At 45.8% G+C, this 17,011-nt stretch carries 12 protein-coding genes; 7 read left to right on the top strand and 5 right to left on the bottom strand.

All coding sequences use genetic code 11. From position 1 onward, the window contains the following. Positions 1 to 164: 164 nt before the first annotated feature. From QUA54_RS02555 to QUA54_RS02545, 3 genes are all read right to left on the bottom strand, one after another. A complete protein-coding gene (locus QUA54_RS02555) occupies positions 165 to 995 on the bottom strand; it encodes an alpha/beta hydrolase (RefSeq protein ID WP_333192053.1) in 831 nt (276 codons plus the stop codon). Positions 996 to 1,051: 56 nt separating this feature from the next. Beyond that, the gene (locus QUA54_RS02550) at positions 1,052 to 2,353 is read right to left on the bottom strand and encodes a serine hydrolase (RefSeq protein WP_333413020.1); all 1,302 of its coding nucleotides are present in this window, start codon (positions 2,351 to 2,353) and stop codon (positions 1,052 to 1,054) included. A gap of 213 nt (positions 2,354 to 2,566) precedes the next feature. Beyond that, entirely contained in the window at positions 2,567 to 3,022 is a 456-nt protein-coding gene (locus QUA54_RS02545) for a helix-turn-helix domain-containing protein (protein WP_015176621.1), read from the bottom strand. 1,247 nt (positions 3,023 to 4,269) lie between these two features. Between QUA54_RS02545 and gatA the strand changes: the two genes are divergently transcribed. Both gatA and QUA54_RS02535 read left to right on the top strand, forming a co-directional pair. Continuing rightward, positions 4,270 to 5,730, top strand: a complete 1,461-nt coding sequence (gene gatA, locus QUA54_RS02540; protein ID WP_172186143.1) for an Asp-tRNA(Asn)/Glu-tRNA(Gln) amidotransferase subunit GatA — start codon at positions 4,270 to 4,272, stop codon at positions 5,728 to 5,730. Between the two features lie 118 nt (positions 5,731 to 5,848). Further along, positions 5,849 to 6,907 carry an alpha/beta fold hydrolase gene (locus QUA54_RS02535; protein WP_333413018.1) on the top strand — a complete coding sequence of 353 codons (1,059 nt, stop codon included), beginning with the start codon at positions 5,849 to 5,851 and terminating at the stop codon, positions 6,905 to 6,907. A gap of 108 nt (positions 6,908 to 7,015) precedes the next feature. Here QUA54_RS02535 and QUA54_RS02530 read toward each other — a convergent pair whose 3' ends face one another. After that, entirely contained in the window at positions 7,016 to 7,759 is a 744-nt protein-coding gene (locus QUA54_RS02530; RefSeq protein WP_333192045.1) for a pentapeptide repeat-containing protein, read from the bottom strand. 283 nt (positions 7,760 to 8,042) lie between these two features. Here QUA54_RS02530 and QUA54_RS02525 point away from each other — a divergent pair, with 283 nt between their 5' ends. The 4 genes from QUA54_RS02525 (at position 8,043) to QUA54_RS02510 (ending at position 12,050) form a co-directional block, all read left to right on the top strand. Further along, positions 8,043 to 8,171 carry a hypothetical protein gene (locus QUA54_RS02525; RefSeq protein ID WP_333413017.1) on the top strand — a complete coding sequence of 43 codons (129 nt, stop codon included), beginning with the start codon at positions 8,043 to 8,045 and terminating at the stop codon, positions 8,169 to 8,171. Between the two features lie 179 nt (positions 8,172 to 8,350). Next, positions 8,351 to 9,001, top strand: coding sequence for an ATP-binding protein (locus QUA54_RS02520; protein WP_333413015.1), 651 nt, complete (start codon positions 8,351 to 8,353; stop codon positions 8,999 to 9,001). A 297-nt stretch (positions 9,002 to 9,298) separates the two neighbouring features. Then, entirely contained in the window at positions 9,299 to 9,637 is a 339-nt protein-coding gene (locus QUA54_RS02515; protein ID WP_172186139.1) for a DUF3593 domain-containing protein, read from the top strand. Between the two features lie 325 nt (positions 9,638 to 9,962). After that, positions 9,963 to 12,050 (top strand): protein kinase domain-containing protein, encoded by a 2,088-nt coding sequence (locus tag QUA54_RS02510; protein WP_333413013.1) that lies wholly within the window; start codon positions 9,963 to 9,965, stop codon positions 12,048 to 12,050. Here the strand turns inward: QUA54_RS02510 and QUA54_RS02505 are convergent. After that, positions 12,027 to 15,866: a DNA polymerase III subunit alpha gene (locus tag QUA54_RS02505; RefSeq protein WP_333413012.1), complete on the bottom strand. Its 3,840-nt coding sequence runs from the start codon at positions 15,864 to 15,866 to the stop codon at positions 12,027 to 12,029. The two genes, QUA54_RS02510 and QUA54_RS02505, sit on opposite strands and share 24 nt — an antisense overlap. A 260-nt stretch (positions 15,867 to 16,126) precedes the next feature. On the opposite strand from QUA54_RS02505, the gene QUA54_RS02500 reads away from it, so the two are divergent. Next, positions 16,127 to 16,990 carry a DUF4037 domain-containing protein gene (locus QUA54_RS02500; RefSeq protein ID WP_333413010.1) on the top strand — a complete coding sequence of 288 codons (864 nt, stop codon included), beginning with the start codon at positions 16,127 to 16,129 and terminating at the stop codon, positions 16,988 to 16,990. Positions 16,991 to 17,011: the final 21 nt, after the last annotated feature.

The raw sequence follows: 17,011 nt of genomic DNA, 5'->3' as shown, positions 1-17,011 counted from the left end.
TCCGGTAACTGCGGAATTATACATTGCTTGCGAGCGCTGATAGCGAGCGGGAAGCTCGCACTGCACTCGGAAATTTATGATTCGGAGGTAAACGGCAACGATATAAATTCAAAATTCTTGACTGTTGGGTGATTAATTGCTGCTGACAAACTCCAAACTTAAGACTAGCAATTACCAACTGCTTGGGGGAATTTCTCAATCCAACGATCGATGTCTGCGAGTACCCGATCGGGAATTTCCCAAGGGAACAAGTGGGCTGTATTTGGATAGCACTGCCACTGACAATTGTGAAGGTGGCGGGCTGTTTCTAAACTCGATGCCGAGGTGATGTGCCGATCGCCCTCTCCGGCCAACACCAAGCTCGGACATTGAATGTCGTCGAGGTGGATCAGTCGATCGTATCCGGCCCTGAGAGCGGTATTTAACGCCTTGGTGGCCGTGTTGGAAGTTTTGAGGTAGGCGGGGGTACCTGCCTGTGCTAAGTAGCGGTAAGGGGTGGCTTTCTGCTGCTGTATCAAGTAGCGAAAGAGCGATCGCCTACCAAAAGTATCAATATTCCACTGCCAACCGGGTATCGCCCAATTGATAATTCCGGCTAAACCGGTGTAAAGGTTATCTTGCCAAGAGATGGGAGGGTGACTTCCTCGCGGTTTGGCTGCGGATGCAAGTAGAATCAAACCCGTGACTCGCTGGGGATATTTCATGGCTAATTCCAGGGCTAAAATCCCTCCCAAAGACCATCCGATCACCAAACACCTATCGACTCCCAATCGGTCTAAAAGAGCTTCTAAATCGAGGAGGTGGTCGGTCATTTCAAAGAAAGTTGAGGTGCGGCTGTTGCCATATCCGCGCAAGTCAGGTGCGATCGTCTGGAACCGCTTTGATAAGTGTTCTGTAAAGACGGACATACAATCACCGGAACCTGGATGGCCGTGCAAGCAGAGAATCGGAAACCCTTTGCCTTTGACGGAAACACTGAGTTTTTGATGCGGCATTTTTTAACTGTTTGGGCGGTGCGTTTTCCCCAGCTATAAATTTTATATTCCAGCCGTTAAAAGCTGGGGTTTCGGACAATGTAATCGGCTATTTTAGAAATAGACTGGCGCATTTGCAGATCGCTGCTGCGGCTGTCAATCACAGTCATCACATAGGCCTCGTCGTCAATGCTCATGGCTAAAGTTGTGCCGAGCACCCAGGAATTTTGGCCTGTTTTTTCCCCCAACCACTGAGCTTTAGTTCCTTGCAAGGCGGCAAATCCCAGAGCGTGATCGTACTGGCGGTTGAGAGTTTCTATTAACAGTTTAGCACCGGGTGTTTCGCCGTTGTAAATTTGCACCATCATTTCGGTGAGTTCGTTAGCAGTCACGCGGTTGCGACCAGAACCGGGGTTGGTGGGCATAGTTTTTTCCCCCATTAATTTGAAGTTGACGCGGGTGACTTCGTAGCCGCGATTATCTAAGAATTGATTGATGTAATCCGATCCCAAATAATCGATCAGTTGATTGGTGGCGATATTGCTGCTGCGATAGATCATTTCTTCTAACAGTAGCTGTAGCGGGTAATTGCGATTGGACGTAATCTTCGCCGATGAGTCTTCGGTGAAATTACCGCGACTGACGAATACTTCCTGGTTCAGACTAATTTTTTCTTTTTCGACTTTTTGCATCAGGGCGACAGCAATCGGCAATTTAATTAAGCTGGCCGGACTGACAGGAGGCACATCGCCCCGCAGGTGCACGCACTCTCTAGAAAGGTGGCAAATGCCGATCGAAGCTTGCCCAGACAAACCGCTTTCCCGGGCAACCGCAGCCAAAAAATTAGATTTTGCTTGCTGCACTTGAGAGGTTGCTGCTGTAAAATTTTCCCGGTATTCTTGAGTTTTTGAGGCAGTGAGGGAAGCTAAAAATGAATTTTGAGGAACTTCCTGCAAGTTGTTGAGGGCCTGATGCCACAAAAATTGAGTTTGCTGCGAAGATTCGATCGACTGATTTTGCTGCCGTGTAGTTTCTACGGCTCGGTTGGCTAAACGGACTGCTTGCTGTAAGTTGTCATTAGCCCTCTGTTCTACTAATATTTGAGCTTCCACCGCCTGCAACTGCTGTAGGACTTGTTCTTGAGGATTGGTGACGACGGGAACTAAGCGGGAGAGCAGGGTTGGTTCTGGGGAGGGAGAGGGGGGCTGTTCTAATTCGCTGACGAGCCGGTCGCGAATTTTGTAGAGTTCGTCTAGGGAACGCGGGTTAGATGATTGAGAGAATGAAGTTGCGATGGTTAACATCTGAACCAGTCCGATGCCAGCTACTACTGCCAAAGTCTTGTTAGCGATCGACAAAAAAGGCCTGATCCCTCGCATATTTAACATCCTCAACACAACCAAATTCAATATAAGCAGCTATTGTTACATCAGTCAAACGGTTTAAGATTTTAGATAGGAGAACAAATCTAAAATCTAAAATCTAAAATCTAAAATCTAAAATCGTTCGATCGCGGCACTGCGCTAAGATAACCAAAATAAAGGGAGCGATCGCACGAAGCTAATCAACCCCCTCTAAACATTGCGAACTATCTACTTTCTGCGCCGCCGTCGCCAGTCAGCACCCAACCGCTTGAGGTAATCCCAGCCGCGTTGGGGCCAGACATGATCGCTACCGATTTTTTCGGCAATCCAGCGAGCTACTTTGGGGCCTGTCCAGTCTCCGCCGTCGGGGGCAGATCCTTGCAGCGCTTGTCGCAGTTCTTCTTGCTGTTCAGGATTCAGCAAGGATTTCGCAGGAGGGGGCTGGCGGTCTCCGCTGCGGTTCCTGACAGAGTTAGGGCCTTCTCGGTTATAGCGCTGGACAATTTCTTTGGCGTAGTCGTAGTTGAGACCTACGACTTGAGCTGCTTGTTTGATAGTCCAATTTCGGGAAACTAAGAGCAGCAAGTGCCAGCGGCGCGACTCTGTGGTGTTTTGTGCCTGCCGGTAGCGAATTTTGAGTTCCTCTGCCGTCAGGTGGGATTCTAAGTGAGCTTTAGGTGGCATTCCTCCAACGGGGCATCGGGAACTTCTTACCATATATCTTTGGTTTTGGGGATAATTCCGGATGAAATTGTTTTCCTGGGGATCGTGGGGGCAAATACCTAGCTTTTTTTGCTGCTGATGCACGCAGATAGATGCAGGTGAGGAAGCACTGCTGTTTTTTTGCAGGTGCGCCTAACCAAAGACCTCGGCGTGGCGGTGAGCGTTCCGAGCTTTTTTGTGAACCCCACATTTCCGATCGGCTTTTTGACCCGTGGCACAATGGGCGTGGATGCGAAAAGCTCGATCTTTTCTGTAATTACGCTGCAGCCATTAATTCAGTCGGATGACTGATAACTTTTCGTAATTTTTGGCTAAAGTAGTGCACTTCATTATCGGGGGATAATTCTTTTTGAAGTTGCAGCCACAAGCTAATATTTTGTTGCTCATAAGTCAATACGGTTTAGTTAAGCCCGATCCTCGCTAGCCCCCCGAACCAAGGAGGCAACAAGAACTCGATATTGCATCCCCCCAACGATTGGGGGTATACGAGGGGGATCTCCGGGCAATAAACAGTGTTGACTCAAGCGTATTGGCTAATAAGTTTCTATTTCTTCTTCAGTTTTTTCAGGGCTATCAGGGGGGTAATCTAAGTTGAAATCCGCTTCATATCTAAATATGCTTTTAAACCATGGATTAATTGTATCTAGCGAAAGGGGGTAAGAGTTCAGGAGCAATCTTGCCAATATTACCTGGTTATATTCCCTATAAAGGGTAGCAGCAACAATCAGGAAGAAAAATTTTTTTGATGTTTTTTTTACGCTAAATTATTGGTTGCGTAGAATACAACCTGGGTGATAAATTTAAAATTTTGGAAAGGGCTAATTTGCTTTTAAGTTTTAGATTAAAGAATTCGTAATGGGTGATTTTCTAAGGATTTTAATCTTGCATACACAGTTGTGGAAGCAGAACCTAATTATGTAGGCTGCGCCTTGCGCGCCTTACCCTTATAATGGCCACGTCAAACCACTTGTTGCCTAAGTCCTAATACAGTTGCATTCTTTGGTTTTTAAAACATTAGGTAAAAAGCTCTAGTGCTATTTTTTGTCTGGTGCGATTTTGGGAATTTAATCTATTGTATGTAAAAGGATCGATCGCGCGATCGAACAAAGCCACAAAAATAGCGGACTTTGCCGAATAGCTGTAAGTGCGTGCAATTGCCAGTTATATTAACTGTATTGTCTCAAAGTAGAAATGATAAAGGTACGAGCATGGCATCCATCCGCGAGTTGCACCGACAACTGGTCAATAAAGAACGCTCGGCTGTGGAAATTACTCAAGAAGCATTAGACCGAATTACCCAGCTAGAGCCGAAGTTGAAAAGCTTTCTGTGCGTGACAGCAGACAGCGCATTGGCGCAGGCCCACAAAGTGGATGCCCAAATCGCAGCCGGAGAGCAAATTGGCCTGTTGGCCGGCATCCCGATCGCCGTTAAAGACAATATGTGTACCGAGGGCGTTCCCACAACCTGCGCCTCTCGAATTTTGGAGAATTTTGTGCCTCCCTACGATGCAACCGTCGTCTCGAAACTCCAAGCAGCCGGTGCGGTGATTGTGGGTAAGGCGAATATGGACGAGTTTGCAATGGGGAGCTCGACAGAAACTTCTGCCTATCAAGTTACCGCGAATCCTTGGGACTTGGAGCGCGTGCCCGGAGGGTCTTCTGGCGGTTCTGCCGCAGCGGTAGCCGCCGAAGAATGTGTGGTGAGTTTGGGTTCGGATACAGGCGGCTCAATCCGCCAACCTGCTGCTTTTTGCGGTTTGGTGGGGCTGAAACCGACTTATGGATTGGTTTCTCGCTACGGTTTGGTCGCCTATGCTTCTTCTCTCGATCAAATCGGGCCGTTTGGCCGGACTGTTGAGGATGCGGCGATTTTGTTGGGGGCGATCGCAGGTTACGATCCGAGAGATTCCACGAGTCTGAATGTTCCAATTCCTGACTACGCCCAAGCTTTAAGACCCAGTTTGCGACCGAAGGGTCAGATTAGAATTGGTGTAATTAAAGAAACTTTTGGTGTCGGGTTGGACTCGGGGGTTAAAGACGCTGTTACTAAGGCGATCGAGCAATTTCAACAATTGGGCGCAGAAATTCAAGTCATTTCTTGTCCCCGGTTCCGCTACGGTTTGCCCACTTACTACATTATTGCTCCCTCGGAAGCTTCGGCAAATTTGGCGCGATATGATGGAGTCAAATACGGTTTTCGGTCTCCAGACTCCGATAATCTTTTGGATATGTATGCCAAAACTCGCTCTCAAGGGTTCGGTGCGGAAGTTAAACGCCGGATTGCGATCGGTACTTACGTATTGTCTGCTGGATATTACGACGCCTATTATCTAAAAGCTCAAAAAGTTCGGACTTTGATTAAAGAAGACTTTGAAAAAGCTTTTTCTCAAGTTGATGTTTTAGTCTGTCCCACTGCTCCTACTACCGCATTTAAGGCAGGGGAAAAATTTAATGACCCCTTGAGTATGTATTTGTCAGATTTGATGACTATTCCGGTGAATCTTGCTGGTTTACCAGCTTTGAGTTTGCCCTGCGGATTTGATGATAAAGGACTGCCAGTGGGTATACAACTAATTGGTAATGTTTTGCAAGAATCTCGGCTGTTTCAAGTGGCTCACGCTTACGAACAGTCTACGAATTGGCACTTGCACCACCCTGAATTGCATTAATTTTTGAAATTCGGCGGAATGCGGCGGCGGAAGTTAGTAATCGATCTTGGCTAATTGTCTGAATTAATCATTTGCCATTAGCTTTTGAGCGATCTCTAATTTCCCGCGTGCTCTATCTATGAACAAGTTGCTAGTATTCCTTTTGTCTAAATCGCTAATAGCTTTTGGGATAGTTTTGGCCGTTGCTTATTCTGCTGCTTGTGTATTCCTATTTGTAGCACAAGGTAAGTTTATCTTTTTTCCCGCGCGCGCGATCGAAACTACGCCAGATGATTTTCAGTTGAAATATCAAGATGTCTGGCTGCCAATTTCAACTAAAACAGGTGCGCTAGAAAGCGTGCACGGGTGGTGGATTCCTGCCTCGGAAAATCCCCCCAGCCCCCCCTTAGCAAGGGGTGGAGCCAGAAAGGGAGAGGCTGTTCCCTCTGTTAACACCGGAGACTCGGATACCCCCCCCAGCCCCCCCTTGCCAAGGGGGGGAGCTAGAGGAGTCGGAACGTCCCCGCAAAGTGAGAGACCGGCAGTCGCTCGGGTTCCCGCCCTTAACAAGGGGGGGTTAGGGGGGGTAGTTTTGTACCTGCACGGCAATGCTTCAAATGTGGGATCAAATGTCGAACACGCTCATCGATTTCATCGATTAGGTTTGTCGGTATTTGTGATGGATTATCGCGGTTATGGAAAAAGCCAGGGCGATTTTCCGAGTGAATCTCAGGTTTATGAGGATGCTCAACTTGCTTGGGATTATTTGGTGAAACAGCGGGGGATTAACCCGAATCAAATTTATATCTACGGTCATTCTTTGGGAGGGGCGATCGCGATCGATCTAGCCGTGCGTCACCCGGAGGCGGCGGGGTTAATCGTAGAAGGCTCTTTTACTTCGACACGAGCGATGGTGAATTTCCAAAAAGGGCTGTTTTGGATGTTTCCGATCGATGTTTTGCTGACACAGCGGTTTGATTCTCTTTCAAAAGTCGATCGCCTGCAAATGCCCGTACTGTTTATTCACGGGGCTGCTGACAATGTAGTTCCAGTGGAAATGAGCAAAAAACTGTTTGAGTCAGCACCTGAGCCCAAACAGCTTTACATAGTTCCTGATGGAGGCCACACTAATGTGGCACATATCGGGGGCGCAGAATATCTGCAAATAGTGAGCCAATTTTTAGGTTCTTCAAACTAGATAAAAACTGTTGGCGGTAACAGGTTCAGTTGGAGATCTGTACCGCCTGCTCGCACTTCTTTCTAACAGTACATATCTGAAACAGAGCAGTTATCGCGATGATACTGCTTAGTAGAATCTTAATACATTAAGCCACCAGTCATTCAAGGCATAGCAGTAATTACAGTAATTGTTCGTGCTTATCGCTTGTTCTTTCTTAACTTCGCAGCCTCGCCGAGATATTTTTTGGTTTGGCATCCGGGCACCGCAAAGATTGGCATCTGTGAGATTAGCTTTGTTCAATCTCGCATCCCTCAAGTCGGCAGATCTCAGGTCTGCACCGCTGAGATTTGCACCGCTTAAATCGGCTTCTTTGAGGTCTGCACCTGTGAGATTTGCACCGCTTAAATCGGCATTTCTCAGATCGGTTCGACTTAGTTTGGCGGCGCTCAAATTACTGCATTTTAAGTTAGCCAACTGGAGGGATGCGTCTCGAAGAAAACTCTCGCTGAGGTTGGCATTTTCTAAGTTGGCTCCCCTGATGTCGGCCCTGCTCATGTCGGCTTTGCTGAGGTCGGCGTCGGCCAAAAAGGCGTTTCTCATGTTGGCGTTGTTTAAATTAGCTTCCATTAAGTCAGCCGCAGTCAAGTCGGCATCAACTAAGTCGGCCCTGCTGAGAGTGGCGCGGCTCAAGGAAGCGCCAAACAAATCTGCACGGCTCAAGGAAGCGCCAAATAAGTCGCATCCGGGACATCCTCTTGTTTCTAGCAGCCGCTTGACTAGAGACAGATTTTGAGCTTGTAAGGGAAGTGCGGCGCAAAATGGGAGTAGCAGTATTGCTGCAGCGAGAATTTTCAGGTTGATTTTGGTCATAGTCTGGGTAAGTCCTGTAACTGCCTTTCATCACCGATTTGTCTGCTGGACTTACACGCGGGGCACTAAAAACTCAGTTTCCTCGTTAATTCCTCGCTGTCAAACCCAATATTCTTAGCAGAAACCGGGTTTTTTGCGCAAGTCCTAATTTAGTGGATTGACGCGGCTCGACGGTATAAGGTTCGATCGCGCTCGCGCTTACGGATATTACCTACGCCTTGGGGATGAGATCGCGCACTTCCAGGCTCCCTTGCAGCTTCCCACGGCAGGAAGCCGGCGCTGAATGGCAGGGATTCAGGAGCTTGCGACGGCTGCAGCAAGTGGCTGGCTCCGACAGCGGATAAGTATTTGTACTCGATGCAGTTGGATTGTGCTGGGTAGGGCGATCGTTCTCCGTACAGGCGATCGGTAAATAAGCCAATTGGCTTAGACTTTTAAGACTTATTGCTGATGCGTTGCCTTCTGTAAAAAAGATAGCATTCTGGTGTGACCCCCGAAATAATACCGAGCCAAGAAGTATCAAAAAAATACCGCGTGTCTCGGCGGGTGATAAAATTGGGTACAGCTAACACTTTCAGACGAGGAAAATAGATGTCGAACAGCATAGATCAACTTGCAGAGGGCGGCAGGGGGATCAAACTCATGTGGCAGGTTGCAGACGAGCTAAGTTACACCCGGACTCTCGACGGTCGAAATTGTTTGTCCCTGAGCAAAAGTTACGAAGTAGAAGGTCGCAATCGATCGCAAAATATAAAAAATGCTAGCCTTTTAGATGAGTTAATGAATTGCTTAAATACCTGGGATTGGCAGAATGAAATACAGCAGGAACAAGAACTGCATGACAGTTGTGTTCAACACATTAGCCTGCAAGTCAACACAGATGTGAATGCTTTAACTCTAGTTTTGGAGTGGTTTGAGCAGTTGAAAGATTTATCGATACCTAATGAGGTTTGGTGGAAGTTTCAGTTAGCTTTGGCTGAAGGTTTCACTAATGCAGTTCGCCACGCTCACAAACATCTGCCAGTTGAAACTCCTGTTAAACTGGAAATTATGGTGTTTAACGGACGGTTGGAACTCAAAATTTGGGATTGCGGCCCGTATTTTGATTTTGATGCTAAGCTGAAGGAAACTATCGCAGCAGATAGAAAACGCTGCTTGGATTTAGAGGTTTTGAACCATCCTTGCTTAATGCCTAGCAGACCGAAAACTTGGGAACTGTCTCAGTTTATAATTGCTCGATAGCTTTGGAGTGAGAGACAATTAACAGACTGCCACGGTTGAAAATGTGTTATGCTAAAAACGCTGTTAGGGGACGAGTGACGGGTTTTGTCTCCATGTGCGTGAGGGGTTTTGAATACTTCCGACCTACTGCGGCTTTGCTTAAAAGCTATGGGCTTGGGTGATTCTCTAGCGATTCGAGAGCAACCGGTGCCTCTGTCGAATTAAACATTAAAAACTCAAAATTAAAAGTTCAAAATTATTCACACTAATTTGGGATTTTTTAATTTATCATAGTATCTGGTTGCTCACCAATTACTAATGATTTCCAAAGAAACTTTATTTGTTCTGTCTCTATTTCCATACTTGGGATTTCTCTGGTTTTTGACTCGATCGGGAAAAACACCCCGTTTAGCTCTGATGGGATTTTACGGCACTCTCGTTTTTGTGGCTGTGACTATTCCCGCCGCAATTTACGCAAAAGTTGCCTACAACGAGTCGCTAGCAAATGTCGATTGGCTGCACGGTTCTGCGGAATTATTCTTAACAATTGCCAATATTTTAGTAGTTTTAGGCTTTAGGGAAGCGGTGATTAAAGCCAAAGCATCCTCACAGAATGGCGGCGGGGAGCAAGAGTGTCTTCTAGATGGGGGAGAATAGCCGGGATCGTCTCAGCTTTGTATTTGCTTTCTGCAGAAAAGCTCCCGAATAGCCGCAGTTAACAGTTAAATGTTGACATACCAGTTTGTGCTCCGCCAACCTGCAAAATTTTAGGAAAGCATTAGAATATATGGAAACTCACATCAAGCACTTCTAGTGTCATCACCTTGGTTTCTTGCCACAGGCTCAACCTGAGAGCCGAGATTTTGGGTTAAGAAAGCCAGTTGCTCAGGTATTATCGAGAATGGTGCTCTGGGCGTGAGTGGAAACAGACTACCATGTTGCTAAGTTTAGCTGTGGTGGGAATCTCCAGGCCGGAAAAAAGATGAGCTATTGCCTCAATCCCCATTGCCAAAAGCCGCAGAATGCCGACTCAAGCAATTTTTGTCTGGCGTGCGGCTCTAAATTGCTACTGAAAGAGCGTTACCGCGCCATTCAACCTATCGGTGAAGGAACATTTGGCAGAACTTTTTTAGCTGTCGATGAAGATAGGTTGAAAACTCGCTGCGCCATCAAACAATTTTTCCCCCAAGTTCAAGAGAAGGAAGAATTAGAAAAGGCAACTGCACTGTTCAAACAAGAAGCTCACCGGTTGCACGAACTCGGAGAGCACCCGCAGATTCCAAGTTTGCTGGCTTCTTTTGAACAAGCCAAACGTCTGTATCTTGTGGAAGAGTTAATCGAGGGAAATAATTTGTTTCAGGAGTTGCAGCAGCGGGGTGCTTTTAGCGAGGAACAGATTTGGGAATTGTTGATCAATTTGTTGCCTGTTTTGCAATTTGTTCACGAGCAGCAGGTGATTCATCGGGATATTAAGCCGGAAAATATTGTGCGGAGAACTCCCCAAACCTTGTGGGCTGCGGCGGGATATGGCAGCTCGACTCCTGGTAAAGAAAAAGGAGGGGCAACTTTACCTCAATCTTCTGCTGGTATAGAAGGGATAATTGTTGCTGAATCCCCTGCTGTACAGGGGAAGGCGAGGGGGGGTCAGTTTGTGCTAGTAGATTTTGGAGTTGCTAAGCACATTACCGGCATTTCTGAGGCGAAAACAGGGACGATAACTGGAACTGCTGGCTATGCGCCGATCGAACAAATTCGCAGCGGCAAAGCGTATCCGGCGAGCGACCTTTACAGTTTGGGCGTTACCTGCATTCACCTGCTAACTGGGGCGGTACTGAATGATTTGTTCGATGCTTTGGAATGCAAATGGATTTGGCGATCGCACTTGGCGCAAAAAGGCATAAAAGTCAGCCAAAAATTAGCAACTATTTTGAATAAATTGCTCAAAGATTCGGTAAAAGATCGATATCAGTCCGCTGGTGAAGTGCTGCAAGACTTGGTAAAATTTGGGCAATATCCCCGCTCTCAAATTTCTTATAATTATCGAACCAAAATAGCTATAAATTCGCCCTTAACTAACTCGCAGCCAAATACAGCAACCGCCGTATCGGCCGCGCCGGCCCAAAATATTCATGTTCCGCCATCCGCTAGCAATCCGAAATTATTGTCTAATAACTGGCGGTGCGCGCGCATTCTCCACGGTCATTCAGACTCGGTTAATGCTGTTGTTATTAATCCTCAAGGCAATATTCTCGCGAGCGCCAGCGACGATAAAACAATTAAGCTGTGGGACCTGCAAACAGGTGAATTCATCCATACTTTTTTCGGCCATTCCGCCAGGGTTGATGCTGTGGCAATCAGCCCAGATGGGAGAATGATGGTTAGCGGTAGTTTTGACAGAAAAGTCATTGAGTGGAAGCTGGATAAAAAGGCGATGATTCGCGAATTTTACAGCGATTTTGGTTCGCCCTACAGTCACCGCTACGGCTCCGTGTACTCGGTGGCTTTTAGTTGCGACTCCGGAGCGATTGCGAGTGCTAGCGGCGACCAGAGTATTAAATTGTGGAACCAGCGCAACGGAGCATTGGTTCAAAAACTGTCGGGACATTCTGACAAGGTTTTATCTGTTAGTTTTCGCCCTCAAAGTATGATGCTTGCCAGCGGCAGTGCTGACAAAACTATCAAGATGTGGCTTGTAGGTATTGGGGAGAGTGTACGGACTTTTGTCGGTCATTCAGATTGGGTTTATGCGATCGCATTTAGTCAAGATGGAAAGACGATTGTCAGTGGAAGTGCCGACGCTACTGTTAAATTGTGGAATGCCGATACAGGGGAATTGATTAATACTTTGAGGGGGCATTCTGATGCGGTGATTTCGGTGGCGATTAGTCCCGATCGCGAAACTATGGCTAGCGGCAGTCGAGACGGTACGGTGAAACTCTGGAACCTGCAAACAGGAGAATGTTTGTGCAGTCTTGCTGGGTGCAATCCGGTGGCTTTTAGTCCTGACGGTCAAACTTTAGTCACCGGTGGCGATGGCGGCGAAGTGTTAGTTTGGCGGGCGTCTGTTTAATTGGGCGAGATAATTGAGATACTTGTGAAGGCGATCGGTTTCAGTGTCAAGTAAATGACTGGCCCAAGAATGTACATTAAGTTGCGATCGCATTTCTCGAAATACCGCAGCATCCCCGCGATTGTCTAGAGGAAAAACCCAAGCATCAAATTTAGCCGACTTGAGACGGCTAACAGTTCCCTCGCCATCTTGCACCCACAATTGACGGTTAATGCGAAGAGGTTGACAGGAATATTCACCGACAACAATTCCCCCCACAGAAACGCTAGCATCTTCTCCCCCATAGGAAAGTTCTTCCAAAAGGGCTTTGAGGTCATTGAGTTTTTCCCCATCTTGTACTTGCTGCAGTGTAAGCTTGACAATCACCATTTCTAAAACTTCCACAGGTTTTGTCGATCGTACAATGTTGACTGGTTCCGCCGGCCAAGGGTTGTTTATTTCCGGTTCCGCCCTCTCGATTTCCTCTGTAACCTGTACTGTTTCAACCGGCTTTGCAGTGTCTACAATTATCTGAATTTCCTCCCCATCTTTCTCAATTTTTCCACTAATCTGTAAGATAGCATTCTCTACAATGTAAGGCTTCACTTGTTCGTAAGCCTTGGGGAACACAACAGCTTTTATTTGATGTGTCAAATCTTCTAATTGCAAAATTGCCATCCCCTCGCCTTTTTTTGTTACTACAAGTTTAATAGCGCTGAGCATGACAATAACCGCTACTTTCCCCTTTTTATCTGCTAACTGTTCGAGAGTCACAACATCGGGGTCTTGGTTTACTTGAATCAGAAACTTTAGGGGATGTTCTGATACATAAAAACCGAGCAATTCTTTTTCTAAGCGCAATTTCTCCTGTTTGTCAAAATCTTTGACCAATTTAGATTTGGGCGCAGACTCATAGGTATTGACCGACTTGCCAAAGCTATTCGTACCTAACAAGTCAAAGAGATTACCTTGCCCGCTTTCTCGATCTCTTTTGCGGTCTTGCGCCCATTTCATTACCCCTTCGAGGTCGTTTACTAATTGATGACGGTTGTCGTCAATTTTGTCAAAAGCTCCGCATTGAATTAAAGCTTCTAGAGCACGGCGGTTCACAGAATGGAGATTTACGCGATCGCACAAATCCGGCAGCGATTTAAACTTACCCCCTTCCTGCCGCGCCGCCAAAATATTTTCAATTGCCGCTTCTCCCACATTTTTAACCGCCGAAACCCCAAACAAAATTTTATCTTTTGCACATCCAGTCATCTGTTTAGGCAGCGGTGTAAAAGTAAGTTGAGAGCTATTAACATCTGGCGGCTCAACCTCAATACCCAGCTTGAGACAATTGGCAATATATTTCTGTACTTTATCCTGATCGCCCCTGTTAGCAGTCAGCAGTGCAGCCATGTATTCTACAGGATAATTCGCCTTTAAATAGGCAGTTTGATACGTGATATAGGCATAGGCCATTGAATGGGATTTATTAAAGCAATATTCGGCGAATTGCAGCATCTGCGCGAACAGTTTATCAGCTATTCTTTGACTGACTCCATTCTTAGTTGCGCCGTCGATAAACGTTTCTTTTTGCTTCTGCATTTCATCAGCTTTCTTCTTGCCCATTGCGCGCCGCAGCAAGTCAGCTTGACCCAAAGAATAGCCCGCCAAATCTTGAGCCATCCGCATAATTTGCTCTTGAAAGCAAAGCGTTCCGTAAGTCTCTTTTAAAATCGGTTCTAGTAGCGGATGATCGTACTCAACTGTTTTACCGTGCTTGCAGTCAATAAACTGAGGAATCAAACCTGCATCCAGCGGGCCGGGTCGGTAAAGTGCCAAAATAGAAGAAATATCATCCAGACAAGAAGGTTTGATTTTTTTTACTACATCCAGCATTCCGGAAGATTCCAACTGAAAAATACCTTCTAAATCTCCTTTTTCTAAAAGTTTATAAGTTTTGGCTACATCAGCGGGCAACTTTTTGATTCTAGTAAATGTCTCTTGAGCTTTGCGTTCCATCTCAGAAGGCAGGGCTTCGGCATCGATGGTTATATCTTGGGTTTGCTTAACATATTCAACAGTTTTCTGGAGCGTTGTTAAATTTTTCAATCCCAAAAAGTCCATTTTCAGCAGCCCCAAAAATTCCAAATCTTCCATGAAATATTGGGTAATCACAGCACCCTCATTATTCTTTTGCAGCGGTACAAGTTCATCCAACGGCTCTGAAGAAATTACCACACCTGCCGCGTGAACCCCATAGGTTTTGTTGGTTCCTTCAATACGAATTGCCATGTCAATCCACTGACGAACGGGGACTTCAGTACCAGTTTCTGCATTTATGCAAATTGTATTTTCATAGTTGTCTTTAAATTCCTGTGCAGGTGTGTCATCGGAAATCATCACTTTAAGTTTTTCCGGTTTGCCCCTGGACACGGGAATTAATTTTGCCATTTCGTCGGCTTTTTTGTAGGGAATACCTAACACCCTCCCAACATCTTTCAATACAGCTTTTGATGTCATCCTGTTGAAAGTGATAATTTGCGCTACGCGGTCGCTACCATATTTTTCAGTAACGTATTTAATCATGTCGTCCCGCCTTTCTATGCAGAAATCGCTATCAATATCTGGCATAGATTTGCGTTCGGGATTGAGAAATCGCTCGAATAGTAATCCGTGGTGTACGGGGTCTATATTGGTGATTTTGAGGACGTAGGCAACTAAAGAACCTGCGGCAGAACCGCGTCCTGGCCCTACGGGAATATCGTTGTCTCTAGCATATTTTATGTAGTCCCAAACTACTAAAAAGTATTCCGAAAAGCCCATCTGCTGAAGCATTTTCAGTTCGTATTCTAGTCTTTGTTTGTAGACTGGGGTGATTTCATTTCTGGTGCGGGCTTTGAGGCGTTCTAAGAGTCCCAGCCAGGATATTTCTTCTACATAAGTATCGGCTGTATGTTCTGGGGGAATTGGAATTGTGGGAATCCGAGCTTCTCCTGTCAGCTCGTATCTCGATACTTTATTTGCGACTTCTAGGGTATTTTCGATCGCCTCTTTGATTGTTTCATCATCCAAATGGTCTCGAAACAGTTGCGCCATCTCCATAGCAGACTTAAGATATTCAGTGCCGCTGTAGCGCATCCGCTTGTCTTCTTCAATCAGTTTGTTGGTGTTAATGCACAGCAAAGCATCGTGTGCTTCTACGTCGTTGCAGGAAATATAGTGAGAATCATTGGTGGCAATTATTTTAATGTTGAGTTCGCGGGCAATTTTGACGATTTCAACATTAACAATCCGGTCTTCCGGGGAACCGTGGTCTTGAATTTCTATATAATAATCTTCCCCAAATACTTCTTTATACCATGTGGCTACTTCACGGGCAGCATCTAGCTTGTTTTGCAGAATCATTTGGGGAACTTCGCCGCCCAAACAAGCACTGGTGACAATTAAACCTTCGCAGTATTGTTTTAGCAGTTCCTTGTTGATGCAAGGTCGAGCAAAAATACCTCTTTCTGGCATTCCCTTTAAATGGGAAATTGTGGTTAGTTTGACGAGGTTTTTATAACCTTGGGTATTTTTAGCTAAAACAACTTGATGGTATTTTCTTCTACCTCGAACTTTTACTTCAATGTCGCCGTTGACGACATACATTTCATTGCCAATAATCGGCTTGATATTTTTATTTCGGCAAACTTTGATTAGCTCGATCGCCCCGTACATCACCCCGTGGTCTGTAAGGGCGATCGCGGGCATCCCCAATTCCACCGCCCGTTCTGCGAGCTGCTGTAGCTGAGACGCCCCGTCCAGCAGGCTATAATCGCTGTGAATGTGCAAACCAACGAAGGACATAGCGATTTTAGATTTTAGATTTTAGATTTTAGATTCTACACCATTGGCGTGTCAAAGCGTCAAATAAAAAACAAAGCTTTATATCACTTTTGAGCTGGTTTAGGTTGGAGGTCTGATGTAGCAGCGCATCAGTTCGCCTCCGCCGCATTTGTTAACAATTATCAATTGTTGAATTACGAGTTCAAAGTTATGCGTTAAAATATTGAGTGCTAGAGTTAAGCATTTGCTGTGATTTTTTAAGTGCAAAACAAGGTAATTAAATGCTGCACAATTATCAACTAGCTCTCGCAGAAATTCCATCACAGGCTCAAACTATTGGGGAGCCGTTTAGCTGTTTGCCTCAAGTTGTAGCCGTCGTTTTAGCAGGTTCTCGAACAACTCTAGTTACGGATGAGTCGTCTGATTTTGATTTTTACGTGTATGTTAAAGAGGAAATTCCTGTTGACATACGGGAGGCAATAGCGAGACAATTTTCCGATCGCATCGCAATCAACAATCAATTTTGGGAACCTGGGGACGAGTGGATAGATATTAACACTGGATACGGTATAGATATTATGTACCGCCAGCCCGAATGGATCGAAGAAGAACTCGATCGCGTCCTGGTCAAACATCAAGCATCAGTAGGTTATTCAACCTGCTTTTGGTGGAACGTTCTCACCTCAGTATCATTGTATGACAGAGACGGTTGGTTTCAGCAATTGCAAGCCAATGTCGATCGACCCTATCCCGAACAACTCCGTCAAGCGATAATTGCCAAAAATTATCCGATTTTGCGCCACCTGATTTTTTCATTTCGCCACCAGTTAGAATCCGCTGTTTTGCGCCGCGATTCAGTAAGTATTATCCATCGAACAGCAGCTTTTTTAGGCAGTTATTTTGATATTGTTTTTGCTATTAATTCTATCCCTCATCCGGGCGAAAAGCGCCTGGTAGAAAGGGCAACAGCTTTGTGTTCAAAATTGCCGGAAGATTTGGATAGCCAAATTCACAGTCTAACTAATTCTATTTCGTTACCGGCGGGCGATCGCCAAATTTTAGATTGTCTTGATGGACTGGTTGACAGTCTCGATCGATTGTTGATTGAGGCAGGTTTAATTGCGACTAATTCTTTCGCTAACTAGGTAAGTGTAAAAGAACCATAG

Origin of the sequence: Microcoleus sp. MOSTC5 (assembly GCF_036701825.1) — a bacterium.
Classification (GTDB): Bacteria; Cyanobacteriota; Cyanobacteriia; order Cyanobacteriales; family Microcoleaceae; genus Microcoleus; species Microcoleus asticus.
The sequence above is the reverse complement of the archived record's forward strand: the minus strand, read 5'-3'. Positions and strand labels throughout refer to the sequence as shown.